Source organism: Cerasibacillus quisquiliarum, assembly GCF_014202495.1.
Taxonomy (GTDB): Bacteria; Bacillota; Bacilli; order Bacillales; family Amphibacillaceae; genus Cerasibacillus; species Cerasibacillus quisquiliarum.
In genome coordinates this window covers 26699-51157 of the sequence record NZ_JACHHA010000002.1, presented here as the reverse complement: position 1 = coordinate 51157, position 24459 = coordinate 26699, and the positions used below count along the sequence as shown (strand labels likewise).

Below are 24459 nucleotides of genomic sequence, written 5' to 3'. Positions count from 1 at the left end.
ATAACCTATTTATATTATAAAATGAGGGTTTATGTCTGTCTATTAGTCAATATTATCATATGAATGGAGGCCGCATTGTCTCGTGTATTTTGATAGTTTGCTTCTATATTGTCAAAAACAATTGCATACGAATCGTTCTTCATCTGCTAGTTATCGATTATTGAAAGGATTTAAAGCGATTCAAACTTTACAAGATGCGAAACTGTTCCAAGTTCAACAGTTTTATGGTGTTTATCCAAATCTGACACAAAAACAATATGATGAAAAAATCAACCAACTTATGAAACAGAAATTACTTAGCGTCGACGAAAAATCAACGAAACGAATCATTCGATTAACAGATCGCGGTGAAGTTAAATTACAGGAATATCGTCATTTACTTCATTTTAAGCTGCTTAATGGTATGGCATATTATAAAATAGATAAATTATTTCAGCAGAGATTATTATTATTTATTCAAACATTGTTAAATACCCAGATGAATCATTTTAATTTTATCCCGATTATTGATTCGCAACCGATTACTGATTGGGTACGTACATTCTATTATCAAACAAAAGATAATCACGATAACATACACCTTCGTTTATATGAAGAATTAGTACAGTTGTTAAGATCTTTACCTGATCAATGGGCAGCTATTTTTGTTGATCGTATAACAAGTTATCAAACTTATGGTTTGAATACATTTCAATTAGCAAATAAATATCAACTTGCAACTGAGGATATTCCGATCATTGAAAAGGCAATCATCCATTATATGTTAACGGCGATTAATCGAGATAAACAATCTTTTCCTATTTTAATATCATTTATGAAACATCAAGAGGACCATATGACATTGACGTTGTCAGCAAAGAAGACACTCCTTCTTTTAAAACAAGGTTATTCATTAGATGAAATAGCTCGATTACGTCGCTTAAAGAAAAATACGATTGAAGATCATATGATTGAAATAGCATTGAATGATGTTGCTTTCCCTTATGAAGAATATTTATCAGAAACAGATATAAGAGAAATTAACCAGGCTGTCAATGAAACAAAAGGGTATAGGTTGAGAGATATAAAAGAAAAATTACATGATAATATTAGTTATTTTCAAATCAGATTATATTTAGCAATCGCGAAGAAATAATAAGGTGATATTAAATGGTAAAAAAGTATAAAGCGAATGAATTAACAAAGTATCTTAATGATTATTTTGGCTTTGATTCGTTTCGCATGGGGCAATTAGAAATTATTGAAGATGTTCTTCGAGGAGAAAATGTACTCGGTATATTACCAACTGGATCTGGTAAATCAATCTGTTATCAACTTCCTGCCTTACTACTTGAAGGAACGACGATTGTTGTATCTCCTTTAATAGCTTTGATGATTGATCAGGTGAAACAACTAAAAGCGAAACAGATTAAACGTGTCGTCGCCCTGAATAGTTTTATTACACCAAATGAACGCACAAAGATTTATCAACAATTAAATACATACAAATTGATTTATGTATCACCGGAATTATTACAGCAAGAAGATTTTTTATTTTATTTGAAGCAACTTTCGGTTCGTTTATTTGTTATCGATGAAGCACATTGTATTTCCCAGTGGGGACATGAATTTAGACCAGATTATATGAAATTGAAACATATGATTAAACTGTTAAATAACCCTCCTGTCCTGGCACTAAGTGCAACAGCTACCCCTTATGTTCAAACAGATATTATTGAGTCTTTAGGTTTAACGGATATAATTAAACATATTTATCCAATGGATAAAGAAAACATTATTTTCTCAGTAGAAAAATTTCGTCATCGAGATGAAAAGGCGTCATATATTATAGATGTTTTGAAACGTTTCGATGTTCCGACTTTAATTTACTTTTCAAGCCGAATTGAAGCAGAACAAATGGCTCAAACAATTAAGAATCGTTTGCCAAGTATTTCTGTTGCATTCTATCATGGAGGAATGGAACATATTGATCGTATTACGATTCAACAGCAATTTATGAATGATCAATTACAAGTTATCTGTTGCACAAGTGCCTTTGGTATGGGAATTGATAAAAGTAATATTCGTTTAATTATTCATTACCATCTACCTAATCAATTAGAATCATATGTCCAAGAAGCAGGTCGTGCGGGGCGTGACGGTAAACAAAGTGTCAGTGTTGTATTATATACAAGAGAAGATGAATATTTGCCTAAGCACTTCATGAATCATGAACTTCCGACAGAGATGGACATTCGTTTTGTTTTTTATATGTTGTTTAAGTTATATGAGCAAAATCAAGCACTTCCAACACAATCAGAGAAGGCAGCACAACTTTTTCAGTTAAATGAAGTCCAATGGCGGTTTCTATATGCTCAACTAGAAAAACATGATATCATTAAAGGTAATACAATTACATATGAAAAGTGGCATTGGAAACGAGTCTATACAATAATTAAACAAACAACCGCACAAAGATTACGTATAAAAGAGGAAAAATTACAGCAAATGTTAACTTGGATACATCAAAATAAATGTTTGCGAGAAGCGCTTTATAAACCTTTTCAGTCAAAATATACAAAACCGAAGAAAGATTGTTGTAGTCGATGTGGTTTCTCTATTGATCATTGGGATGTTAGCCCATATGAATCGTATCAATCGTCAGAAAAAACATGGCAACAAGTATTGAAAGATAAGTTTTTAATTGGAGATGAAAATGAAACAAAGTGAAATGATTAAACAGCTAAGTGATCAAGAACTAAAAAAATCATTATTATTAACGCAATTATCTTTACTTATACTTGCAATTAGCATAAGTATTGTTGTTTTTGACCGTTTATCAGATTGGTTGTTACAAATAAGATGGAATTCAGAAGAAATCTTTTATTACGGTGTCATTCCAGGAATCATCATTATCTTATTTAATATATTACTTTATTTAGTTGTACCAAAAAAATATCTAAATGATGGTGGCATTAATAAGCGATTGTTTACCAGTATGTCTCCAATAGAAATACTTTATTTTACGTTACTCATTGCCATCGCAGAAGAAGCATTATTTAGAGGTGTTTTACAGTATACGGTTGGTTATATCATTGCGAGTCTTATTTTCGCTTTTGTTCACATTCGTTATTTGAAAAAACCAGTTCTATTTCTTTCTGTTGTACTTGTAAGTTTTTATCTCGGTTATATATATAAATTAACTGGGAATTTGTTAACGGTTATGACAGCACATTTTCTTGTAGATTTCTTACTAGGTCTTTTTATCCATTATAAAGGTGAGGTGTATGTCTATGAATGATGTACAAGACAATCAAACAACATCATTTCAAGAATTAGAAGATAATCAATGTGATACAAACAATAGCGAATCGCCTGATGAGATTGATATATTAAATTTACCTCCTCGAAGTGTTGTTCACCAGGATAATCATAAGACACGTATAAAGTTTAAACAACCATTACTACGTTTTCTTAGTGTTGTTATTATTTTGTTAATCTTGATTGGTGTACACTTAATAATTAATTAATCTTATGGAATACTGTTCAAATAGAGGTAAATAACATATAATATAACAAACAGAAATGAGTTGCATGAGACATACTCATTTATCGTTGCTAAGGAGGGTGCTGTATGCGTATAGAAAGAGTGTCACCAAATCAGTTTACGATATTTCTTACTTTTGACGATCTGTTAGAACGTGGTTTCACAAAAGAAGATCTGTGGTATGATGCTGTAAAAGTTCGTAATCTTTTTAGTGATATGATGTACGAGGCAAGTTCAGAGCTAGGTATCGAATTGGAAGGTGAGCTTGTTGTTCAAGTTCATTTAATGCAGGCCCAGGGAATGCATGTCGTAGTCACTCAAGAAGTAACTGATGCGGAATGGGATGAAGAATTCATTGAAATGAAAGTGACATTAGATGAAAGTGAAGAACTTATTTTTTCATTCCATGACTTTGAACATATGATTCATGTAGGTGAACTCCTATATAATCAGTCCATTCATGGAGGGCAAGTTTTTTATTTCGATCACTACTATTATTTACTTTTAGAAGAATCCGATATAGATGGTCAACATAAAGATGATATAATTGCTATTTTATCTGAATATGCCATGCCAAGTATGATTACGTCGCATCGCTTATTAGAGTATGGTAAAACGATATATCATAACGAAGCAGTCAAACGAATTTACGAGGATTTTCACTAATCTGTTAACATAATGGACATGGGACAGACGACCATTGAGTTGTGTCAATTGCAATATTATAATGAAAGTGTATACTAATGCTTGAGTAACGCATTAGTAATTGATCATTTAAAGATAAATTTAGGAGGTAAATTCATGGTAGCCGATAAAGCAGACTCTCAGAATGAAGATAAGAAGGAAATGAATATATTAACGTCAACAAGGTCTGTCATAAAAACCGCATTGGATAAGTTGGGTTACCCTGATGAGGTTTATCAATTGTTAAAGGACCCAGTTCGTATGGTTACTGTAAGAATTCCAGTACGAATGGATGATGGCTCTGTTAAAGTTTTTACCGGGTATCGTGCACAACATAATGATGCAGTTGGCCCAACTAAAGGCGGGGTTCGCTTTCATCCAGATGTAACAGAAGATGAAGTGAAAGCTTTATCAATTTGGATGACTTTAAAAGCAGGCATTGTTAATTTACCATATGGCGGTGGAAAAGGTGGAATCATCTGTGATCCACGTGAAATGTCATTCCGTGAATTAGAAGGTTTAAGCCGTGGTTACGTTCGTGCACTTAGCCAAGTAGTTGGACCGACAAAAGATATTCCGGCACCTGATGTCTTCACCAATTCACAAATCATGGCATGGATGATGGATGAATATAGTCGGATTGATGAATACAATAGTCCTGGATTTATAACAGGTAAACCAATCGTTCTCGGTGGCTCGCATGGTCGAGAGACTGCTACAGCAAAAGGGGTTACAATTGCTATTAATGAAGCCGCTAAAAAGCGTGGTATTGACATTAAAGGTGCTAGAGTCATCATTCAAGGTTTTGGAAATGCAGGAAGTTTTCTTTCTAAATTTTTATATGATGCTGGGGCTAAAATTGTAGCGATTTCTGATGCATACGGCGCTCTTTATGATCCTGACGGTTTAGATATCGACTATCTATTAGATCGGAGAGACAGTTTTGGTACAGTTACAACATTATTTGATGATACCATTACAAACCAAGAAATGCTTGAATTAGATTGTGATATTCTTGTTCCGGCTGCTGTTGAAAATCAAATTACTGAGAAGAATGCCGAACATATTAAAGCTCAGATTGTCGTCGAAGCTGCAAATGGTCCGACAACAATGGAAGCGACAAAGATTTTAACTGAAAGAGATATTCTTCTTGTTCCTGATGTATTAGCATCTGCTGGAGGAGTAACTGTTTCATATTTTGAATGGGTACAAAACAATCAAGGTTATTATTGGTCAGAAGAAGAAGTAGAAGAAAAACTCCATGAAACAATGGTAACTGCTTTTAATACGATTTATGAATTAGCAGAAACGAGAAATGTCGATATGCGACTTGCAGCATACATGGTAGGAGTAAGAAATACAGCTGAAGCGTCTCGTTATCGTGGTTGGGTTTAATTTTATGCAATGAGAAAAACTCTTATCTCGATTTATAAGATTCGGATAAGGGTTTTTCTCATAATCTAGAACATGGTTATGATTAAAAAGGAAGTGCTTAATAGATGCAAAAAGAAGAAATCATCATCGTCGGTGGTGGACCGTGCGGTATGTCCTGTGCGATTGAACTCAAGAACATCGGTATAAAGCCACTGATTATTGAAAAAGGAAATATTGCGAATACAATTTATCATTTTCCTACACATCAAACGTTTTTTAGCTCAAGTTATAATTTAGAAATTGGTGGTATTCCATTTATTAATGAAAGACAAAAGCCTGTTCGTATTCAAGCACTCGCATATTATCGAGAAGTTGCAAAGCGAACAAACTTAAACATCAATACGTTTGAAAAAGTAACCCATATTGAAAAAAATGACAATTCATTTATTGTTTCAACGAAGAAACAAAACGGTGAGGAAAAGAAATATGAAGCAAGATATGTCGTTGTAGCGACGGGATATTATGACCAACCTCATTATATGAATATTCCTGGTGAAGACTTACCTAAAGTTTCACATTATTTTAAAGAAGGTCATCCATATTACGATAAAAATGTTGTCATTATTGGCGGTAAGAACTCAGCTGTTGACGCTGCATTAGAATTGCATAATGCAGGTGCCAAAATAACTGTTTTATATCGTGGTCATGAATACTCTAGTAGTATTAAACCTTGGATTTTACCAGATTTTAAATCATTAGTAAGAAGAGGCATTGTTCAAATGGAGTTTAATGCGCATGTTACAAAAATCACGGATACATCTGTTTTTTATAAACAAAATGGTATGGAATATGAAATAGAGAATGATTTTGTATTTGCAATGACCGGCTACCGTCCAGATATGACTTTATTATCTAACGCGGGCGTTATTATAGATACTAAAACTGGAAAGCCTTTGTATAATGAACGCACACTGGAGACAAATATAGAAGATTTATATGTTGCAGGCGTTGTTGCATCTGGGAATAATAATAATGAGATTTTTATTGAGAATGGGCGTTTTCATGGTAAAGGAATTGCTGAATCGATAAGAGAGAAACAATCGGTTGTAAATTAAATAAAGTGTTAAAACAAAACATTAAAAGGTTTCACTCATCAACTTTCGGTGAGTGGAATCTTTTTATTATTGTCTTGTATGTTTAATATTCCAATTTTTTTAGTATGTTCAATTCTTTCATATCATGGTACGATAGTAATAATGAGTATGAAAGAGGGAGAAAAGATGTTTGCTGTTTTGTCAGCGGGAATGGCTCCAGCTATTGCATTAATGGCTTTCTTTTACTTAAGAAAACATTATAGTGAACCATTAACATTAATTATTAAAACGTTTATTTTTGGTGTTTTACTTGTTTTTCCTTTAATGTTTTTACAATATGCATTTAAAACAGAGCTCTATTTAGGACCTCTATTTCATGCATACATCGTCACAGGATTCACTGAAGAATTCTTTAAATGGTTTGTTTTTTTGTATGTTGTATATCAACATACAGAATTCGATACACATTATGATGGTATCATTTACGCCGTTTCAATAAGTCTTGGTTTTGCTAGTTTAGAAAACATTATGTATCTACTTAGCCATGGCATTGAATATGCTTTCACTCGAGCGATTTTCCCCGTTTCCTCACATGCTTTATTTGGGGTTATGATGGGCTATCATTTTGGAATAGCAAAAATTATTAAGCGACGTCAATCATGGAATATATTTTTAGCTTTATTTTTACCTTTCTTTTTACACGGTACGTATAACTACATTTTACAAACAAATCAAGAATCATGGCCATTAATTCTTATACCTTTTATGATTTTTCTATGGATCGTCGGTTTATATCGAGTTAGAGTTGCTGCTAAAGCGTTACAAAAGCATTCTTATGATCAAGTCACCATCAAATGAGATGGGGCTTTTTTTTATGAATAAATATCATTATTTCTCAAAAAATACAATATACAAATGGACATTTGATAGGAGGATTTGTATGGTTTATAGACCGCTATTTCAAATGATATTAATAGCGATTATCGTGTTTAGCTCAGCGATATTTATGCCACAAAGTAGTAAAGCGTTTAGCTCACAAATCATTCAACACGGTGCAGTAGGTGATGATGTGATTGAATTACAAGCACGCTTACAGTACTTGGGGTTTTACAATAAGCAAATAGATGGTGTATTTGGTTGGAGTACGTATTGGGCACTGAGAAATTTTCAATATGAATTTGGACTAAATATTGATGGTCTTGCTGGTCAAGCGACAAAGGATAAATTAGTAAAAGCAAGTAAGTATAATGAAGAAGAGATAAAGAAAAAAATACAGTCAGGAGCGAAATTTACGCATTATGGGAAAGGAGAAACGAAGAAGCAAAAAGAAACAACATCTACAAAAACACCAGCAGTAAACGTTCCGAATGGTTTTTCCCAAAATGATATTAAACTATTAGCCAATGCTGTTCATGGGGAAGCACGTGGTGAACCATATGAAGGACAAGTTGCTGTAGCTGCCGTTATATTAAATCGCGTGCAAAGTCCGACCTTTCCCAATACAGTTTCTGGTGTTATCTTTGAACCTCGTGCTTTCACCGCTGTTGCTGATGGTCAGATATGGCTAACGCCGAATGAAACATCAAAACGTGCTGTTTTAGATGCTATTAATGGGTGGGACCCTTCTGGAAATGCATTATATTATTTTAACCCTGATACAGCAACATCACCTTGGATTTGGACAAGACCGCAAATTAAACGAATTGGAAAACATATTTTCTGTAAATAGAAAGGATGACTTTACATGATTCGCTCAATACTTCTCATTTTATTGTCTTTAGGCATCGTTGGCACTGGTTATTGGGGTTATAAGGAACATCAAGAGAAAAATGCTGTATTAATACATGCTGAAAATACGTACCAGCGATCATTCCATGAATTAGTTTATCATATGGATTTATTACATGATAAAATCGGAACATCACTTGCAATGAATTCTAAATCAAGATTATCTCCACAATTAGTTGATATCTGGCGAATATCGTCAGAAGCATTGGCAAATGTCGGACAACTACCATTAACATTATTACCTTTTAATAAGACAGAGGAGTTTTTATCTAATATTGGTGATTTTACGTATCGGACAGCGGTCAGAGACTTAGATAAAGAACCACTATCTAAAGAGGAAATGACGACATTAAAAAAATTGTACGAACAGGCTAGTGAAATAAAAGATGAACTACGTAACGTACAACATGCTGTATTAGAAAATGATTTACGTTGGATGGATGTTGAACTTGCTTTGGCAACAAATGGCGACCCACTTGATAACACGATTATTGATGGATTTAAAACAGTTGAAAAGAAAGTAGAAGGATATAGTGAAAGCAGTTCCGATTCACCATTGGTGACTGACACTGGAAAAGGACAACTGTTAAAACATTTGCACGGAAAAAAAGTGACCGAAAATGAAGCATTACAATTCGGGAAGAAACTTTTTAATGTTAAAAGTAAATCAGATATACAATTGACTAAGAGTGGTGAAGGATCTGACATCCCCTTATATACTTTATCGTATGAAGAAGGTGAAAAACGTGGTTACTTGGATATGTCGGTGAATGGTGCACATCCCATATCTTTATTAGTCGATAGACCTCTAAATAAAAAGCAACTTAGTTTAAATGAAGGATTTGAACGAGCTAAGGAGTTTCTTTCTCAAAATGAGTTTGAAAATATGACGCTTCAACAAAGTACTGAATATGATCAAATTGGTGTTTACACATTCCTTTATCAACAAGATAAAGTGAAGGTCTATCCAGATACCGTTGAAGTGAAAGTCGCTTTAGATAATGGTGATATTTTAGGGTTAACAGCTAAAAACTATTATATGAATCATAAAGAAAGGAAGATTGAATCACCAATATTATCAATAGCAGAAGCGAAGAAAAAAGTAAATCCACAAGTTCAAATAATGGATGATAGTCTTGCGATTATAAGAAATGATTTAGGTGATGAAGTCTTAACATATGAATTTATCGGAACGTATGAAGATGATTCATATCGAATATATATAAATGCAATGGATGGAACAGAAGAAAAAATTGAACGCTTGCAAAAGGCGGAAAGAAATTTTTCATATGGTACATAGGAAGGATGGAACACATCTTTCCTTTTTTTTGTATTTCTGTAATAATGTAGATAGGACTTTATTTAGGATGATTGAGGAGTAATGCATATGAAAATCGGGATGATACTCACATTGAAAATGATTACTTTGAATGAGGAGCATGAACAGATTTATACATGACATGTAAACTTATCGATGAAACAGAGAAGTATTTAATCGTAACACTTCCTGTCGAAGATGAGACAAGACGAACAAAAATCCTTACAAAAGGAACGAAGCTATTTGTCCAATTTATAAAAGAAAAGCATGCTGTCTATCAATTTGAAAGTGAAGTTATTAATAATAATTAACATGCCATTTCCCGCGATAATGATTAAAAAATATGAAAAGGACTCATTAAAGCGAATCCAAAGGAGACAGTTCGTTCGTGTTAAAGTGACACTTGATCTCATTGTTATTGTTAAGAGTCCAACAAATAACTTTTCACCATTTACAACAGTAACTGTCGATTTAAGTGGTGGTGGATTATTGATGGTAGTCCCTAAAGGCGTCCCAATTAAATTAGATGATGTATTACATATTTCTCTTACACTTCCGAATGATGATCATGAAATATTAAACTTACCGGCTAAAGTTGTTCGCCTATCAAAGTCAAATAATATAACAAGGGCATCCGTGGCATTTATCAATCTTCCTATTCAAACTGAACAAAAACTTATTCAATATTGTTTTTTATTCAAAGACAAGAAAGAAGAAAAGAAATAGGAAATATAGAAAGATAACGGTTTTTTTCAAGATAAAATGGTATAATCAACATATGAAAATAATGAGATAATAAGGTCTATAGAGAGGAATGACTGTTGTTGTTAAATGTACCTGCGATTAAAATTGCTATTGATGGGCCTGCAGCTGCTGGCAAAAGTACGGTAGCTAAAATGGTTGCTAAACAACTATCATATATTTATATCGATACAGGAGCGATGTATCGTTCAATTACACTTAAAGCGATAAATGAATCAGTCGATTTAACAGATGAAGACAAATTATTACAACTATTGAAAGAAACAAATATAGAGTTAAAACAATCTGACGATGGACAGCTTGTATTACTTGATGGGAAAGATGTCACACATACGATTCGTACGAAAGAAGTAACAAACCATGTATCACTGGTTGCTAAATATCCTAAAATAAGAAGAGAAATGGTTAAAAGGCAGCAAGAATTCGCTACCCAAAAAGGCATTGTCATGGATGGGCGAGATATAGGTACACATGTATTACCTGATGCAGAAGTAAAAATATTTTTAGTTGCATCAGTTGATGAACGCGCCAAGAGACGTCATAAAGAGAATCAAGAAAAAGGTATTCCATCTGATTTAGAATCGATTAAAGAAGAGATTAAACAAAGAGATGCTATAGATACGAATCGAGATGTTTCACCTCTTACGAAGGCAGTTGATGCGATAGAGATTGATACAACATCATTAACAATTGAAGAAGTCGCCGAGCGAATTTTACAAGAAGCTCAATCTGCCATAAAACGTAAAGGGGGATTGTGATATGAGTTTATATCGTATAGCTAAAATAATTGTATCGACTCTTTTCTACCCATTGTATAGAATTAAAGTAGTAGGAAAAGAAAACATCCCTACAAAGGGTCCTGTCATTATATGTTCAAATCATATTTCAAACTTAGATCCACCTGTCATTGGCATTACATCGCCACGGGTCATCCATTTTATGGCAAAAGAAGAGTTATTTGAAAAAACATTTTCAAGAAAGTTACTCACTGGTATCCATGCCTTTCCAGTAAGACGTGGCATGGCTGATCGTAATGCTTTACGGACCGGATTAAAAATACTGAAGGAAGGAAAAGTACTCGGGTTATTTCCTGAAGGAACGCGAAGTAGAACTGGAAAGCCAGGAAAACCATTAGCTGGCGTTGGTTTTTTTGCTTTAAGATCAGATGCAGTCGTCATACCATGTGCAATAAAAAGCTCGTATAAGCCATTTAAGCGAACAATAGTGACATATGGTGAACCGGTTGAAATGAATGAATTACGCAAGCAAAAAGCAAGTGCTCAGGAGACGGCTGACACAATTATGAAAGAAATTAAAAATTTACTTAATCTTTCCTAATAATTTGCTTGACAAATATATATAATTGTTAGAAGTTATAAAGAGAAGGTATTTATAAATTTCTAAAAAGTAATAGAAACGGACTTATTTCTTGATGTGTAAATTCGTTTTTGTTCTTAAGGAGGAAAAATCATGAGTGAATTAAACAACGACTTATCAATCTTAAACATAGGAGATACTGTTACAGGCACTGTTGTAAAAATCGAAGAAAAACAAGTGCTTGTTGATATTGGCTATAAGACGGAAGGCATTGTCCCAATTAGCGAATTATCTCACTTACATGTAGATACCCCAGGCGATGTGGTTAGTGATGGCGAAGAATTAACTTTAATGGTTAAAAAACTAGATGATGATGAAGTGATTCTTTCTAAAAAGGCTGTAGATGCTGATCAAGCATGGCAAGAATTAGAGCAAAAGCAAGCAAATGATGAAATATTTGAAACAGAAGTAAAAGAAATTGTAAAAGGTGGTCTTGTGACAGATGTTGGTGTTCGTGGGTTTATTCCAGCATCTCTAGTAGAAACATACTACGTAGAAGATTTCTCAGAATATAAAGGAAAAAAACTCGACGTCAAAATAGTTGATTTAGACCGTTCAACAAATCGTGTTATATTATCTCATCGTGCTGTTGTAGAAGAACAAGCCGAAAAAGAAAAAATGGAACGATTACAATCTCTTGAAGCTGGACAAGTGGTAGAGGGAAAAGTAAGTCGTTTAACTGACTTCGGTGCGTTTATTGACCTAGGTGGTGTTGACGGGCTTGTACATATATCTCAATTAGCTCATGAGCATGTTGAAAAACCATCTGATATCGTAGCAGAAGGTGAAACAATTGAAGTCGAAGTTTTATCAGTTGATCTTGAAAATGAACGGATTTCTTTATCACGTAAAAATGTTGTACCAGGGCCATGGGAAAATGTAAGTGAAAAAATTAAAGCTGGTGATGTGCTAGAAGGGACAGTGAAGAGACTTGTCAGTTTTGGTGCATTTGTTGAAGTGTTACCAGGTGTTGAAGGCTTAGTACATATTTCACAAATTGCTAACCGTCATATTGGCACACCGCAAGAAGTTTTAGAAGAGGGACAAACAGTAAACGTAAAAGTCCTTGATGTCAATGAAGAAGAAGAAAGAATGTCATTAAGTATTCGTGAGTTAGAAGCCGAAGAAGCTGAAAAGGAATACAAAGAATATGAAAAAGAGGAAGAACAATCTAGTTTCCAATTTGGAGAAATCATTGGTGACCAATTAGATAAATATAAAAATTAATTGATTAAACAACCTGATGATAGAAACCTTTCCATTTCACAATGGAAAGGTTTTTGTTTAAAAAAATATTAAACAGACATACTTATATTGTGATTTGAAAATTTTGGGAGTGGAACTCATGTCATCAGGTCTTATGTTTTATTGGTTAAGTTGGATGTTCTTTGTGTATGTTTTATTTTTTATGAAATATGATAAACATCAATGGTTCTTAATGTATTGGATTTTAATCATTATGAGTACGTCAAATATGTATATGACATTAACAGTATTAAAATTTTCTATTGCTTATATCGTCTTATTTATAGGCAGTATTATGTTTTTATTGCAAACGAATCATCGACTCTTTCATTTCTTCTCTTCATTTACATTAGCGATTGCTTATGCTAGTTTTTTAGTTTGGGAGCACGAAACCCCTTTGTTACTTTTCTTTCCAAAATATCTAGTACTCCCATCTTTTATTGTTTTAATTGCAATCTTTTTAATGAATGAATTTAAGAACAGATGCTTCGTCTCTTTAGTTGGAGCTTGTGGTGGAGAACTACTATATCATATATCATTAATGGCATATACTGATGATTATACGATGGGACATGATATATTTTTTGATTTATGTGCCATTATCATCACATTTCTTACTGTGATAGCTTTGTATGAACGGATGATTGATAAACTGCTTATGTTCTTCACCCGTATTTTACAAAGACCATGATAGATATGGATGTTTATTGTGTATTTAGAGTTCTTTTGCTAGAATAAATAAAGTCACAAAAAAAGAGAAAGGGTGTTCCTTTCATGCAAAAACCTGTAGTCGCGATTGTAGGAAGACCTAATGTAGGTAAATCGACTATTTTTAATCGTTTAATTGGTGAAAGAATATCAATCGTAGAGGATAAACCAGGTGTTACTAGAGACCGTATATATGCAGAGGCAGAATGGTTAACTACAACTTTTCGTGTTATTGATACAGGAGGAATTGAAGTAGGTGATGAACCATTACTTACTCTTGTTAGGCAACAAGCCGAAATTGCCATTGATGAAGCCGATGTCATTATTTTTATTGTAAATGGTCAAGAAGGCATAACAGGTGCTGATGAAGAGATTGCGAAATTATTATATAAATCTAATAAACCTGTTGTTTTAGCCGTCAATAAAATGGATAATCCTGAACAAAGAGAACAAATTTATGAATATTACGCGCTCGGTTTTGGAGAACCGTACCCTATTTCTGGTGCTCATGGACTCGGATTAGGTGATTTACTTGATGAAGTTGTCAAACATTTTCCTAAGTTTGATCATGTGCAAGATGAAGATGACGTTATTTCATTTAGTTTGATTGGAAGACCAAATGTTGGTAAGTCTTCATTAGTCAATGCAATCTTAAATGAGGAACGTGTTATCGTAAGTGATATCGAAGGCACGACACGTGATGCCATTGATAGTACCTTTGAAAGAGATGGTCAAGAATATACAATTATTGATACGGCTGGCATGCGTAAACGTGGTAAAGTATATGAAAAAACGGAAAAATACAGTGTTTTACGTGCTTTAAAAGCAATTGATCGTTCTAATGTCGTTCTTGTTATTATAGATGCAGAAACGGGTATTCGTGAGCAAGATAAACGAATTGCTGGCTATGCACATGATGCCGGAAGAGGTATTATAATTGTTGTAAACAAATGGGATACCATTGATTCGAAAGAGCAGTCGATGGAGCAATTTGAAGAGGATATACGGATGCATTTTCAATTTTTAGATTATGCACCAATTGTGTTTTTATCAGCAAAAACAAAAAAACGATTACATACTTTACTCCCGGTTATTCGTTTAGTAAGTGAAAATCACGCTAAACGTGTTCCGACAAACGTATTAAACGAAGTTATTATGGATGCAGTTGCAATTAGTCCACCGAGTTCAATAAAAGGTAAAAGATTAAAGATATTATATGTGACACAAGTGTCTGTCAAACCACCGTCATTTGTTGTATTTGTCAATGATCCTGAGCTTATGCATTTTACTTATCAACGATTTCTTGAAAATAAAATTAGAGATACGTTCGGTTTTGTCGGAACACCAATTAATATATTTGCAAGAAGACGTCAATGAGGAGTGAAGAAAATGGCAAAAATAGCAGTATTAGGTGCAGGTAGTTGGGGAACAGCACTAAGTATCGTACTAGCTGATAATAAACATGATGTTCGTTTATGGACACATAATAAAGACCAAGCTCTCGAAATGAATGAAACACATAAAAATGAAAAGTATTTGGATACGATAATTCCTGAATCAATTATAGCTTATAACGATATGAAAGAAGCTGTTAGTAATGTTGATGCAATCGTCATTGTTGTACCGACAAAAGCGATAAGAGAAGTATGTCAAAAATTAACAACTGTCTTAATGAATAAGCCCGTACTCATTCACGCTTCTAAAGGAATTGAGCCTAACACATTAAAACGTGTATCAGAAATTATTGATGAAGAAATGCCACAATATATATATGAAGATGTTGTTGTGCTATCTGGGCCGAGTCATGCTGAGGAAGTGGCACAACGCCAACCGACAACTGTTACAGTTGCTTCTTTGACAGAAGAACATGCTAAATACGCTCAGGATCTTTTCTTTAATGAATCTTTTCGTGTATATACAAGTGATGATCTTATCGGCATTGAATTAGGTGGCGCGCTCAAAAATATTATCGCTTTAGGTGCAGGTATTTCTGATGGATTAGGCTTTGGAGATAATGCAAAAGCTGCATTAATAACGCGTGGCTTAGCTGAGATGACTCGACTAGGAGTAGCTTTAGGAGCTCAACCGCTATCATTTTTAGGCTTACCAGGAGTAGGTGACCTTATTGTAACATGTACAAGTGTCCATAGTCGTAATTGGAAGGCAGGACATCTTTTAGGTAAAGGTTACCAATTAGAAGAAGTACTCAATCAGATGGAAATGGTCGTTGAAGGGGTTAGAACGACAAAAGCGGCTTATCAATTTGCTCAAGAAGAGAATGTAGATATGCCAATAACAAAAGGGATTTATGATATATTGTTTGAAGGAAAACATCCGAAAGAAATCGTTCAGCAACTAATGAATCGAACAAAAAAGGATGAGATGGCTGATATATTTACAGAGAGAAAATAGGAATAACACATCAAAATTCTCCTTGCATATAATATGTTGAATGTTACTTGTAAGGAGGAACAATTGTGGATAAAAATAATCCGTTTGAAAAAATACGTCAGCTTACAAATTTAAATCCAAGCGATATTTATAAGATTGCTGATTCGGTAAAACATGCTAATTTTTCAGATGAACAGACAGTGAGAAATCTAGTTAAAAAGTTAGCGAGAATGGCAAATAAATCGGTATCAAAAGAGATAGAAGACAAAATTGTAAACGCCATTACGTCTAATAATATTCCTGCTGATATTGATTCATTAAATAAGTATATAGACAAATGAATCTGTAGGCTTCTGATGATACAGTAAGTATTTAATCAGCATATAATACACCGTGTGAGTATTCATTGTTAGAGTTGCTGTGGGTATTATTTAGTCAAACCGAGGTTAAAGTTGACCCCACTTTATCCTCGGATTTTTTTGTTTAACTGATGTCAGAAAGCGTATACCACTTATTTATTTGTATATGTTATAATGTAATTTACAAATGTCATTGCTACTTGTAGGAGTGAAAATATGTCAGCTGCAGAAATAAAAGAAATCATCTCGTTTGTTGGAATTGGACTACTTATCTTAGCAATTATTTTTATCCAATTAGCTAGAAATAAACTATCTGGTTTGTTTGCTGCCATCGTTTCCTTCCTTGCCTATATTTGCCTTATCGTAGGAGCATTAATTGTATTTTATGTCGTTTTTAGTGGACCTACTCAATAAGGAAAAGGAGGAAAAACATATGAAACATAAGAGCATAATAATCATTGGCTTTATTCTATTTATTTTAACCGGTTGTATGTATCCAGATGAGGAACTTACACAGAATCAAGTTCCCAATGATATTCAATTAGAAATGGTTCAATCAGCCGTCGAAAAATATAAAGAAGAAACGAATGGACTTGTTCCAATTAAAACAAAAGATAGTGATACACCTATTTTTGAAAAATACTTAATTGACTTTTCATTATTAAAGGAAAATCATTTATTGACTGAGATTCCATCTACTGCCTATGAAAAAGGCGGGGTATATCAATATACGATTGTCGATCCTGAAGAAAATCCACAAGTGAAGCTTATAGATTTACGGACAGCAGAAGCTTTACGTAAAGTTAATGTTCATCTCGAGCATTATCGTAGTAAACATATTTATCCTCCATTTGATAAAAAAGTGGGTCCAGAGGTTTATACACTAGACTATAAGAAATTAGGACTTGATGCACCACCTAGTGTTATAAGTCCCTTTTCACAAGAGAGTCTCCCAATTATTATAAGTTCAGATGGTCAACTATATATCGACTATCGTAAAGATTTACAAGAAGCTTTAAATGAGTATAAGCATGATTATAAAGAAGGAGATGATATACGATTTCTATTAGTTGAACATTCACCATTTGTCCCAGCTTATTCCCTACCATATACTGTTAAGAATAATGAACCTATATTTTTAAATGAATAATGGTATAAATAAGCCCCTGTAACAATATATTGTTGCAGGGGCTTTATTAATGTTCAATTTTTATGATATACCATGCCAAACAAACCTTATATTCAAGGCATAATTTACATGGACAACATCATAGACTTGTAATATCAATGATTCGTCACGTCAAATATGAATAAATGTAGTTTTAGATCAGGAGGGAAGAATGATGAAAAAAGTAGACATTTTTAAAGATATCTCCAAGCGCACTGATGGAGATATTTATCTTGGGATTGTTGGGGCAGTAAGGACAGGAAAATCGACCTTTATAAAAAAATTTATGGAACTTGTGGTGCTCCCGAATATTCGTGATGAAAATGAACGTTCACGAGCACAAGATGAGCTACCACAAAGCGCTCAAGGTAAAACAATTATGACGACTGAGCCAAAGTTTATTCCGAACCAAGCTGTTACAGTTCATGTTGAAGATGGATTAGATGTTAATATAAGAATGGTTGATTGCGTTGGTTATGCGGTAGAAGGCGCTAAAGGATTTGAAGATGAAAATGGTCCGCGGATGATTCATACACCATGGTATGAGGATCCAATTCCGTTTCATGATGCAGCTGAAATTGGAACGAGAAAAGTTATACAAGAACATTCAACGATTGGTGTCATTGTAACTTCCGATGGTACAATTGGTGAAATTCCCCGATATGAATATGTTGATGCAGAAGCAAGGATTGTCGATGAATTAAAAGAAGTTGGTAAACCATTTATTATGGTGATTAACTCAACCCAGCCAAACGCTCCAGAAACAGAGAATTTAAGACAAGAATTGGTAGAATTGTATGATATTCCTGTATTAGCCATTAATGTCGAAACAATGACAGAACACGATGTCTATAATGTGTTACGTGAAGCATTATATGAATTTCCTGTGTTAGAAGTCAATGTGAATTTACCAAGTTGGGTAATGGTTTTACGTGAGGATCATTGGTTACAACAAAACTATCAAGAGTCAATTCAGTCTACGGTAAAGAATATTAAGCGATTGAGAGATGTTGATAAGATTATTGGTGACTTTATGGCGATTGAATATATTGAGCGAGCAAATATTGCTGGTATGAACATGGGAGATGGCATTGCCGAAATCGACTTACATGCTCCTGACCATTTATATGATGATGTATTGAAAGAAATTGTAGGGGAAGAAATCCGTGGTAAAGACCATCTTCTTCAATTGATGCAAGATTTCTCATATGCTAAACGTGAATATGATCAAATTGCCGGAGCTTTACAAATGGTTAAACAAACAGGCTATGGAATTGCCGCGCCAAGTCTGGCGGATATGGAGTTAGATGAACCTGAAATCATTAGGCAAGGGGCTCGTTACGGTGTGCGTTTGAAAGCTGTTGCACCAAGTATTCACATGATTAAGGTAGAAGTTGAATCTGAATTCTCACCTATTATTGGCACAGAAAAACAGAGTGAAGAGCTTGTTCGCTACTTAATGCAAGATTTTGAAGAAGACCCGCTTTCAATTTGGGAATCAGATATATTTGGAAGGTCATTAAGTTCAATTGTAAGAGAAGGTATTCAAGCAAAAATTGCCCTTATGCCGGAAAATGCTCGTTATAAGTTAAAAGACACACTTGAACAAATTATAAATAAAGGTTCTGGGGGGTTAATCGCAATCATCTTGTAAATAACCCATACCATTTATCAAATATCGATATAACTGAAAAACTTTTTTCCGGAAATCTTTGAAACATCTTGATTTAGACTAGATTTTTGCCTCCGAAGTATGTCATAATACCTATAAGGAGTAGATAACCAATGTATGTGAACCTTCAACAAAAACGATAAAAATGATCAGTTTTTGTTGAAATTTACTTGAGTGTAAGTTATTATATTCCTTGTCACCGTTGATTTTAATGGCTTTCAAGTATAAAAGAAAGCAAATTGGTAAACAAATGATGATAGCAATGATTTGTTCCAATGGTAGAGGACATATTGGGAGGAGGTGAATATCATGAACAAAACAGAATTAATCAATGCTGTTGCTGAGAAAACTGACCTTTCTAAAAAGGACGCTGGTAAAGCAGTTGATGCGGTTTTTGAAACTGTCATGGATTCACTTAGTAAAGGTGAAAAAGTACAATTAATTGGCTTTGGTAACTTTGAGGTACGTCAACGCTCTGCTCGAAAAGGACGTAATCCACAAACCGGAGAAGAAATTCAAATTCCGGCAAGCAAAGTTCCTGCATTCAAGCCAGGAAAAGCCCTTAAAGAAGCCGTTAAATAGTCGAGTACATAGGGCGATAAAAGGGTGCGTGTCATGTGCGCACCCTTTTTATTTATGTAAATAGATGTAGATTTTGTTAAGTTATTTAAAACCAAGCAAGCTGAAACACCCACATATATAGGACGTTTTATTTTAGTGCTATCTCTAGATATAACTTAATACGTCATCATTAATAAATCATAGGAGGTAATGTTATGGAGAACCTTCATTATAAATCAGACTATTTTATTATTAAAGCATTAGAAGACGGTGTTAATGTTATAGGATTAACACGTGGCACCGAAACCCGTTTTCATCATTCTGAGAAACTAGACAAAGGAGAAGTGATGATTGCTCAATTTACTGAACATACATCTGCTATAAAAGTAAGAGGAAAAGCATTAATACAAACGAATCACGGCGAAATATCGAGCAATTAAAATGATATTCTAGAGTTTGTTAGTTATCCCATAGCATTTATTATGTTATAATAGCAAAAGCTATGGTGGAATAGTTGGAAGGGTCAAGGTGATTCGTTTGCACAACATAATGCAAGAATTAAAAGAGATACAGACTTTAATAAAGAAACAGGCTCATTATCATTATTTGGACAAACATATTCAAGCACCAAATATAGATCAAGGAAAATTATTGCTTATATACACGCTTCTAACAGATTGTGATATACCTAAACAAAAGAAAGAAAAATATATCATGACAACGATGCTCGTTCAAATGGCGCTTGATACACACGATTTAGTTAGTAATAATGACAAAAATCATAGCCATATAGGAGTATCGCTTGAACAACAACTTCTCGTTTTAGCTGGAGATTATTATAGCAGTTTGTATTATTTATTATTATCCAATATTAATGATTATGAGTTTATTCAAATACTTGCTGAAGCTATTAGAAAAATAAATGAAGCGAAAATAAAAGTATATTATCAAGAATTTAAGAATTATGAAGAGTTATTAAATCTTGCGAAAACAATTGAGGCATCATTATACACACATTTAGCTAAATATATTGGTGAACCAGAAATTGTCTCTTATATAGAGGAATGGATATTAATCTATACTTTAAAAAACTACCAACACGGTAAAAAAACGATTTTTGATCAAATTTATGTTGATTTAGATGCGGAATCATTTATATCATATATAGAAAAAAACATGGAAAAGCCTATGATCATATTAAGGGAACAGGGATTTCAATTCATTCGACAATATCATTTACTTATTAAGCATTCACAATCATTTATAGATCAGTTATCTAATTAATAATACATCAAAAAGTGGGAAGGGCTGTCATATGAAACAACAATCTAAAGAAGAACGTGTGCACCATGTCTTTGAAAAGATTTATAAAAAATATGATACGATGAACTCAATTATTTCTTTTCAAAGGCATAAATCTTGGCGAAAAGATGTTATGAAACGGATGAAAGTAAAACCAGGTTCAACAGCATTAGATGTTTGCTGTGGCACGGGCGATTGGAGTCTCGCCTTAGCTGAAGCAACTGGTTCGCAAGGAGAAGTAATCGGTTTAGATTTCAGTCAAAACATGCTGAGTGTTGCGAAACAAAAAAAAGCTGAAACGAATCTTGAACATTTAACATATATACACGGTAATGCAATGGATTTACCGTTCGCAGATAATTCATTTGACTATGTTACCATTGGCTTTGGATTAAGAAATGTGCCAGACTATATGACGGTTTTAAAAGAGATGTATCGGGTCGTTAAACCTGGGGGAAAAGTCGTTTGTCTAGAAACATCACAGCCAACTATGCCAGTGTATCGTCAATTATATTACTTTTATTTCCGCTTTATAATGCCGTTATTTGGGAGAATCTTTGCAAAAAGCTATGAAGAATATGCTTGGTTACATGAATCTGCAAAGGACTTTCCCAATAAAAAGAAATTAAAACAAATGTTTCATGAGGCAGGTTTCTCGAAAGTTGATGTGAAAAGTTATACTGGTGGCGTAGCAGCTATGCATATAGGGTATAAATAATGTTGTTTTAATAATTGCAAAAGGTGAATCGCATGAAATTAGCCAAAACATACAGTTATCTCAAAAAAGAGCTACAAATAATTGAAAAGGCCTTAGGTTCAGTCATACAATCCGAACATCCTGTACTACGAAATGCATCAACACAACTATTAAAAGCAGGAGGTAAACGAATCCGACCCGTTTTTGTATTGTTAACTGGAAAACTTGGGGACTTTCGCATGGAAGAAATTAAAACGATTGCTGTTTCTTTAGAGTTAATCCACATGGCAACACTTGTACATGATGATGTTATAGATGACGCTGAATTACGTCGTGGAAAACCGACGATTAAACACCAATATGATAATCGCGTTGCCATGTATACAGGAGATTATATGCTTGCAAGAGCACTAGAAAATATTACATCAATTAAAATGCCTGAAATTCATCAGTGTTTATCAAAAGCACTCGTAGATGTGTGTATCGGAGAAGTTGAACAAATTAAATACAAGTACAATTGGGAACAAAATTTACGTATTTACTTACGTCGAATTAAGCGAAAAACAGCTTTATTAATTGCAACAAGTTGTAAACTTGGCGCTATCTCTGCGGGATTAGATGCGTCCGATGTGCGTAAGTTATATAAATACGGTTATTATATTGGCATGTCCTATCAAATTATTGATGATATTTTAGATTTTACATCTACTGAAAAACAACTCGGTAAACCAGCAGGAAGTGATTTGAGACAAGGAAATATAACCTTGCCTGTTTTATTTGCGATTAAAGAACCCATATTTTTCCAAGAAATTATCCATATTTTTAATCACCCGAATGAAATAACTGATGAGAAAATCAATGCATTAATTGACATGATAAAAGATTCAGGTGCCATTGAAAAGTCTTATCAAATAAGTAATCAATATTTACAAAAAGCATTAAATATCATTAAAGATATACCTGATTCAGTTCCAAAACAAACATTAGAAAATATCGCGCATTACATTGGGAAACGCCGTTTTTGAGACGTTTTCTTTGATACATAGTTGTTAATTAATATAAAATTTGGTAGAATTTTAACGGTTGATGAAAACATAAATGAGGTGTAAAGCATGGAAAAAACTTTCTTAATGGTTAAACCAGACGGTGTACAACGTAATTTAATTGGAGAAATAGTAGCTCGTTTTGAGCAAAAAGGATTCCAATTAGTTGGGGCTAAATTAATGCAAGTCTCTGATGAATTGGCTGAAAATCATTACGGAGAACATAAAGAGCGTCCTTTCTTTGGTGAACTCGTTGACTTTATCACTTCAGGACCAGTTTTTGCGATGGTTTGGGAAGGTGAAGATGTCATTAAAACAGCCCGTACAATGATGGGAGCAACGAATCCAGCTGAAGCTCAACCAGGAACGATTCGTGGAGACTTTGGAGTAACAATTGGTAAAAACGTGATCCATGGTTCTGACTCTCCTGAAAGTGCGGAAAGAGAAATTAACCTCTTTTTTAAAGAGGAAGAATTGGTATCTTATAAAAAACAAGATCAAACATGGATTTATTAAGCGTAAAGCCCCCCGAAGCAAGGGGGCTTTTTCAACAATTATCATCACATACGGAGACGACATATGACTGATTATCAAACATTTATTTCACAAATTAATAGAAAGCTTGGCATTGATTTATCATTATATAAAGAAGCACAAATGAAACGAAGATTAACATCTTTAAGAAATAAACGTGGATTTAATGATTTTGCATCTTATTTTCATGCGCTTGATAGAGACAAAAAGCTGTTAAATGAATTTACTGATCGAATCACGATTAATGTTTCCGAGTTTTTTCGAAATCCAAAACGATGGGACATACTTAGAGATAAAATTATTCCATCGCTTCTTGAGTCAAGGGCACATCTAAACATTTGGTCTGCTGCATGTTCGACTGGTGAGGAACCATACAGTGTCATTATGATGCTAAAAGAGTATTTTCCACAAGTTTCATTTAAATTAATAGCTACAGATATCGACGAGAATATTTTGCAGAAAGCTCAAAATGGATTATATAAAGAACAAGCATTAAAAGAAGTCCCAGACAATATGAAACGCAAATATTTCACGTATCACAATAATTTATATAAAATATCAGAACATATTAAAAAAGAAGTCTCTTTTTTGAAACATGATTTATTAAAGGACCCATATCCTACTGAGATAGATTTAATTATTTGTAGGAATGTTTTAATTTATTTTACAGATGAAGCTAAAGAAAATATTTATTACCGTATTGGGAAAACTTTAACAAACAAAGGTATCTTATTCGTTGGAAGCACTGAACAAATTTTCCATCCAGAACGGTTTAATCTTCGGTTGTTCGATACATTTTTTTATCAAAAGATCTAAGATATATCACTCTTATCTTCACATAGATAAGAGTATTTTT

Annotated in this window: 29 protein-coding genes; all 29 read left to right on the top strand. The window is 33.7% G+C overall.

Annotated features, from left to right (window positions below; all coding sequences use genetic code 11):
* Window positions 1–82 precede the first annotated feature (82 nt).
* The 29 genes from HNQ35_RS14385 to HNQ35_RS02755 all read left to right on the top strand — a co-directional run bounded on the left by HNQ35_RS14385 (window position 83) and on the right by HNQ35_RS02755 (window position 24419).
* Window positions 83–1135: a YpbB family protein gene (locus HNQ35_RS14385; RefSeq protein ID WP_146938219.1), complete on the top strand. Its 1053-nt coding sequence runs from the start codon at window positions 83–85 to the stop codon at window positions 1133–1135.
* A gap of 14 nt (window positions 1136–1149) precedes the next feature.
* A complete protein-coding gene (locus tag HNQ35_RS02890; protein ID WP_146938218.1) occupies window positions 1150–2709 on the top strand; it encodes a RecQ family ATP-dependent DNA helicase in 1560 nt (519 codons plus the stop codon).
* Window positions 2696–3280, top strand: a complete 585-nt coding sequence (locus HNQ35_RS02885) for a CPBP family intramembrane glutamic endopeptidase (RefSeq protein ID WP_146938217.1) — start codon at window positions 2696–2698, stop codon at window positions 3278–3280. Before HNQ35_RS02890 ends, HNQ35_RS02885 begins: the two co-directional genes overlap by 14 nt.
* The gene (locus HNQ35_RS02880; RefSeq protein ID WP_146938216.1) at window positions 3273–3509 is read left to right on the top strand and encodes a hypothetical protein; all 237 of its coding nucleotides are present in this window, start codon (window positions 3273–3275) and stop codon (window positions 3507–3509) included. Before HNQ35_RS02885 ends, HNQ35_RS02880 begins: the two co-directional genes overlap by 8 nt.
* A gap of 104 nt (window positions 3510–3613) precedes the next feature.
* The gene (locus HNQ35_RS02875) at window positions 3614–4192 is read left to right on the top strand and encodes a genetic competence negative regulator (protein WP_146938215.1); all 579 of its coding nucleotides are present in this window, start codon (window positions 3614–3616) and stop codon (window positions 4190–4192) included.
* Window positions 4193–4327: 135 nt separating this feature from the next.
* Window positions 4328–5605 carry a Glu/Leu/Phe/Val family dehydrogenase gene (locus HNQ35_RS02870; protein WP_146938214.1) on the top strand — a complete coding sequence of 426 codons (1278 nt, stop codon included), beginning with the start codon at window positions 4328–4330 and terminating at the stop codon, window positions 5603–5605.
* Between the two features lie 104 nt (window positions 5606–5709).
* On the top strand, window positions 5710–6699 hold the full coding sequence (locus HNQ35_RS02865) for a YpdA family putative bacillithiol disulfide reductase (RefSeq protein ID WP_146938213.1): 990 nt from the start codon (window positions 5710–5712) through the stop codon (window positions 6697–6699).
* 165 nt (window positions 6700–6864) lie between these two features.
* On the top strand, window positions 6865–7536 hold the full coding sequence (gene prsW, locus HNQ35_RS02860) for a glutamic-type intramembrane protease PrsW (RefSeq protein ID WP_146938212.1): 672 nt from the start codon (window positions 6865–6867) through the stop codon (window positions 7534–7536).
* A gap of 106 nt (window positions 7537–7642) precedes the next feature.
* Window positions 7643–8407: a spore cortex-lytic enzyme gene (gene sleB / locus HNQ35_RS02855; protein WP_246118095.1), complete on the top strand. Its 765-nt coding sequence runs from the start codon at window positions 7643–7645 to the stop codon at window positions 8405–8407.
* A gap of 15 nt (window positions 8408–8422) precedes the next feature.
* Entirely contained in the window at window positions 8423–9766 is a 1344-nt protein-coding gene (gene ypeB / locus HNQ35_RS02850; protein ID WP_146938210.1) for a germination protein YpeB, read from the top strand.
* Between the two features lie 155 nt (window positions 9767–9921).
* Complete coding sequence (locus tag HNQ35_RS02845; protein WP_146938209.1) at window positions 9922–10095, top strand: flagellar brake protein; 174 nt, start codon at window positions 9922–9924, stop codon at window positions 10093–10095.
* Window positions 10096–10114: 19 nt separating this feature from the next.
* A complete protein-coding gene (locus HNQ35_RS02840) occupies window positions 10115–10510 on the top strand; it encodes a flagellar brake protein (RefSeq protein ID WP_170226695.1) in 396 nt (131 codons plus the stop codon).
* A gap of 95 nt (window positions 10511–10605) precedes the next feature.
* Complete coding sequence (gene cmk, locus HNQ35_RS02835; protein ID WP_246118094.1) at window positions 10606–11304, top strand: (d)CMP kinase; 699 nt, start codon at window positions 10606–10608, stop codon at window positions 11302–11304.
* Between the two features lies 1 nt (window position 11305).
* Complete coding sequence (locus HNQ35_RS02830; RefSeq protein ID WP_146938207.1) at window positions 11306–11884, top strand: lysophospholipid acyltransferase family protein; 579 nt, start codon at window positions 11306–11308, stop codon at window positions 11882–11884.
* Between the two features lie 132 nt (window positions 11885–12016).
* Window positions 12017–13150, top strand: coding sequence for a 30S ribosomal protein S1 (gene rpsA / locus HNQ35_RS02825; protein ID WP_146938206.1), 1134 nt, complete (start codon window positions 12017–12019; stop codon window positions 13148–13150).
* A gap of 118 nt (window positions 13151–13268) precedes the next feature.
* Window positions 13269–13859, top strand: a complete 591-nt coding sequence (locus tag HNQ35_RS02820) for a YphA family membrane protein (protein ID WP_146938205.1) — start codon at window positions 13269–13271, stop codon at window positions 13857–13859.
* Window positions 13860–13942: 83 nt separating this feature from the next.
* Window positions 13943–15253 carry a ribosome biogenesis GTPase Der gene (gene der, locus HNQ35_RS02815; protein ID WP_146938204.1) on the top strand — a complete coding sequence of 437 codons (1311 nt, stop codon included), beginning with the start codon at window positions 13943–13945 and terminating at the stop codon, window positions 15251–15253.
* Window positions 15254–15265: 12 nt separating this feature from the next.
* Window positions 15266–16288, top strand: coding sequence for an NAD(P)H-dependent glycerol-3-phosphate dehydrogenase (locus tag HNQ35_RS02810; RefSeq protein ID WP_146938203.1), 1023 nt, complete (start codon window positions 15266–15268; stop codon window positions 16286–16288).
* A gap of 65 nt (window positions 16289–16353) precedes the next feature.
* Window positions 16354–16608 (top strand): stage VI sporulation protein F, encoded by a 255-nt coding sequence (locus tag HNQ35_RS02805; RefSeq protein ID WP_307724230.1) that lies wholly within the window; start codon window positions 16354–16356, stop codon window positions 16606–16608.
* Between the two features lie 234 nt (window positions 16609–16842).
* The gene (locus HNQ35_RS02800) at window positions 16843–17040 is read left to right on the top strand and encodes a DUF2768 domain-containing protein (protein WP_146938201.1); all 198 of its coding nucleotides are present in this window, start codon (window positions 16843–16845) and stop codon (window positions 17038–17040) included.
* 19 nt (window positions 17041–17059) lie between these two features.
* Window positions 17060–17776, top strand: coding sequence for a YphF family lipoprotein (locus tag HNQ35_RS02795; protein WP_146938200.1), 717 nt, complete (start codon window positions 17060–17062; stop codon window positions 17774–17776).
* Between the two features lie 193 nt (window positions 17777–17969).
* Window positions 17970–19448 carry a stage IV sporulation protein A gene (gene spoIVA, locus HNQ35_RS02790; protein WP_146938199.1) on the top strand — a complete coding sequence of 493 codons (1479 nt, stop codon included), beginning with the start codon at window positions 17970–17972 and terminating at the stop codon, window positions 19446–19448.
* Window positions 19449–19775: 327 nt separating this feature from the next.
* Window positions 19776–20048: a non-specific DNA-binding protein Hbs gene (hbs, locus tag HNQ35_RS02785; RefSeq protein WP_146938198.1), complete on the top strand. Its 273-nt coding sequence runs from the start codon at window positions 19776–19778 to the stop codon at window positions 20046–20048.
* Between the two features lie 194 nt (window positions 20049–20242).
* Window positions 20243–20467, top strand: a complete 225-nt coding sequence (gene mtrB / locus HNQ35_RS02780; protein ID WP_146938197.1) for a trp RNA-binding attenuation protein MtrB — start codon at window positions 20243–20245, stop codon at window positions 20465–20467.
* A 97-nt stretch (window positions 20468–20564) separates the two neighbouring features.
* Window positions 20565–21311, top strand: a complete 747-nt coding sequence (locus tag HNQ35_RS02775) for a heptaprenyl diphosphate synthase component 1 (protein ID WP_146938196.1) — start codon at window positions 20565–20567, stop codon at window positions 21309–21311.
* 31 nt (window positions 21312–21342) lie between these two features.
* Entirely contained in the window at window positions 21343–22047 is a 705-nt protein-coding gene (gene menG, locus HNQ35_RS02770; RefSeq protein ID WP_146938195.1) for a demethylmenaquinone methyltransferase, read from the top strand.
* A gap of 32 nt (window positions 22048–22079) precedes the next feature.
* Window positions 22080–23051: a heptaprenyl diphosphate synthase component II gene (gene hepT / locus HNQ35_RS02765; protein ID WP_146938194.1), complete on the top strand. Its 972-nt coding sequence runs from the start codon at window positions 22080–22082 to the stop codon at window positions 23049–23051.
* A gap of 87 nt (window positions 23052–23138) precedes the next feature.
* Window positions 23139–23585 (top strand): nucleoside-diphosphate kinase, encoded by a 447-nt coding sequence (gene ndk / locus HNQ35_RS02760; protein ID WP_146938193.1) that lies wholly within the window; start codon window positions 23139–23141, stop codon window positions 23583–23585.
* 63 nt (window positions 23586–23648) lie between these two features.
* Window positions 23649–24419, top strand: a complete 771-nt coding sequence (locus tag HNQ35_RS02755; RefSeq protein ID WP_146938192.1) for a CheR family methyltransferase — start codon at window positions 23649–23651, stop codon at window positions 24417–24419.
* Window positions 24420–24459 lie beyond the last annotated feature (40 nt).

Coding starts and splice junctions, on each gene's coding strand:
- HNQ35_RS02890 (WP_146938218.1), top strand. CDS start 1,150: ATGGTAAAAAAGTATAAAGCGAATGAATTAACAAAGTATCTTAATGAT.
- HNQ35_RS02885 (WP_146938217.1), top strand. CDS start 2,696: ATGAAACAAAGTGAAATGATTAAACAGCTAAGTGATCAAGAACTAAAA.
- HNQ35_RS02880 (WP_146938216.1), top strand. CDS start 3,273: ATGAATGATGTACAAGACAATCAAACAACATCATTTCAAGAATTAGAA.
- HNQ35_RS02875 (WP_146938215.1), top strand. CDS start 3,614: ATGCGTATAGAAAGAGTGTCACCAAATCAGTTTACGATATTTCTTACT.
- HNQ35_RS02870 (WP_146938214.1), top strand. CDS start 4,328: ATGGTAGCCGATAAAGCAGACTCTCAGAATGAAGATAAGAAGGAAATG.
- HNQ35_RS02865 (WP_146938213.1), top strand. CDS start 5,710: ATGCAAAAAGAAGAAATCATCATCGTCGGTGGTGGACCGTGCGGTATG.
- prsW (WP_146938212.1), top strand. CDS start 6,865: ATGTTTGCTGTTTTGTCAGCGGGAATGGCTCCAGCTATTGCATTAATG.
- sleB (WP_246118095.1), top strand. CDS start 7,643: ATGATATTAATAGCGATTATCGTGTTTAGCTCAGCGATATTTATGCCA.
- ypeB (WP_146938210.1), top strand. CDS start 8,423: ATGATTCGCTCAATACTTCTCATTTTATTGTCTTTAGGCATCGTTGGC.
- HNQ35_RS02845 (WP_146938209.1), top strand. CDS start 9,922: ATGACATGTAAACTTATCGATGAAACAGAGAAGTATTTAATCGTAACA.
- HNQ35_RS02840 (WP_170226695.1), top strand. CDS start 10,115: ATGATTAAAAAATATGAAAAGGACTCATTAAAGCGAATCCAAAGGAGA.
- HNQ35_RS02830 (WP_146938207.1), top strand. CDS start 11,306: ATGAGTTTATATCGTATAGCTAAAATAATTGTATCGACTCTTTTCTAC.
- rpsA (WP_146938206.1), top strand. CDS start 12,017: ATGAGTGAATTAAACAACGACTTATCAATCTTAAACATAGGAGATACT.
- HNQ35_RS02820 (WP_146938205.1), top strand. CDS start 13,269: ATGTCATCAGGTCTTATGTTTTATTGGTTAAGTTGGATGTTCTTTGTG.
- der (WP_146938204.1), top strand. CDS start 13,943: ATGCAAAAACCTGTAGTCGCGATTGTAGGAAGACCTAATGTAGGTAAA.
- HNQ35_RS02810 (WP_146938203.1), top strand. CDS start 15,266: ATGGCAAAAATAGCAGTATTAGGTGCAGGTAGTTGGGGAACAGCACTA.
- HNQ35_RS02800 (WP_146938201.1), top strand. CDS start 16,843: ATGTCAGCTGCAGAAATAAAAGAAATCATCTCGTTTGTTGGAATTGGA.
- HNQ35_RS02795 (WP_146938200.1), top strand. CDS start 17,060: ATGAAACATAAGAGCATAATAATCATTGGCTTTATTCTATTTATTTTA.
- spoIVA (WP_146938199.1), top strand. CDS start 17,970: ATGAAAAAAGTAGACATTTTTAAAGATATCTCCAAGCGCACTGATGGA.
- hbs (WP_146938198.1), top strand. CDS start 19,776: ATGAACAAAACAGAATTAATCAATGCTGTTGCTGAGAAAACTGACCTT.
- mtrB (WP_146938197.1), top strand. CDS start 20,243: ATGGAGAACCTTCATTATAAATCAGACTATTTTATTATTAAAGCATTA.
- menG (WP_146938195.1), top strand. CDS start 21,343: ATGAAACAACAATCTAAAGAAGAACGTGTGCACCATGTCTTTGAAAAG.
- hepT (WP_146938194.1), top strand. CDS start 22,080: ATGAAATTAGCCAAAACATACAGTTATCTCAAAAAAGAGCTACAAATA.
- ndk (WP_146938193.1), top strand. CDS start 23,139: ATGGAAAAAACTTTCTTAATGGTTAAACCAGACGGTGTACAACGTAAT.
- HNQ35_RS02755 (WP_146938192.1), top strand. CDS start 23,649: ATGACTGATTATCAAACATTTATTTCACAAATTAATAGAAAGCTTGGC.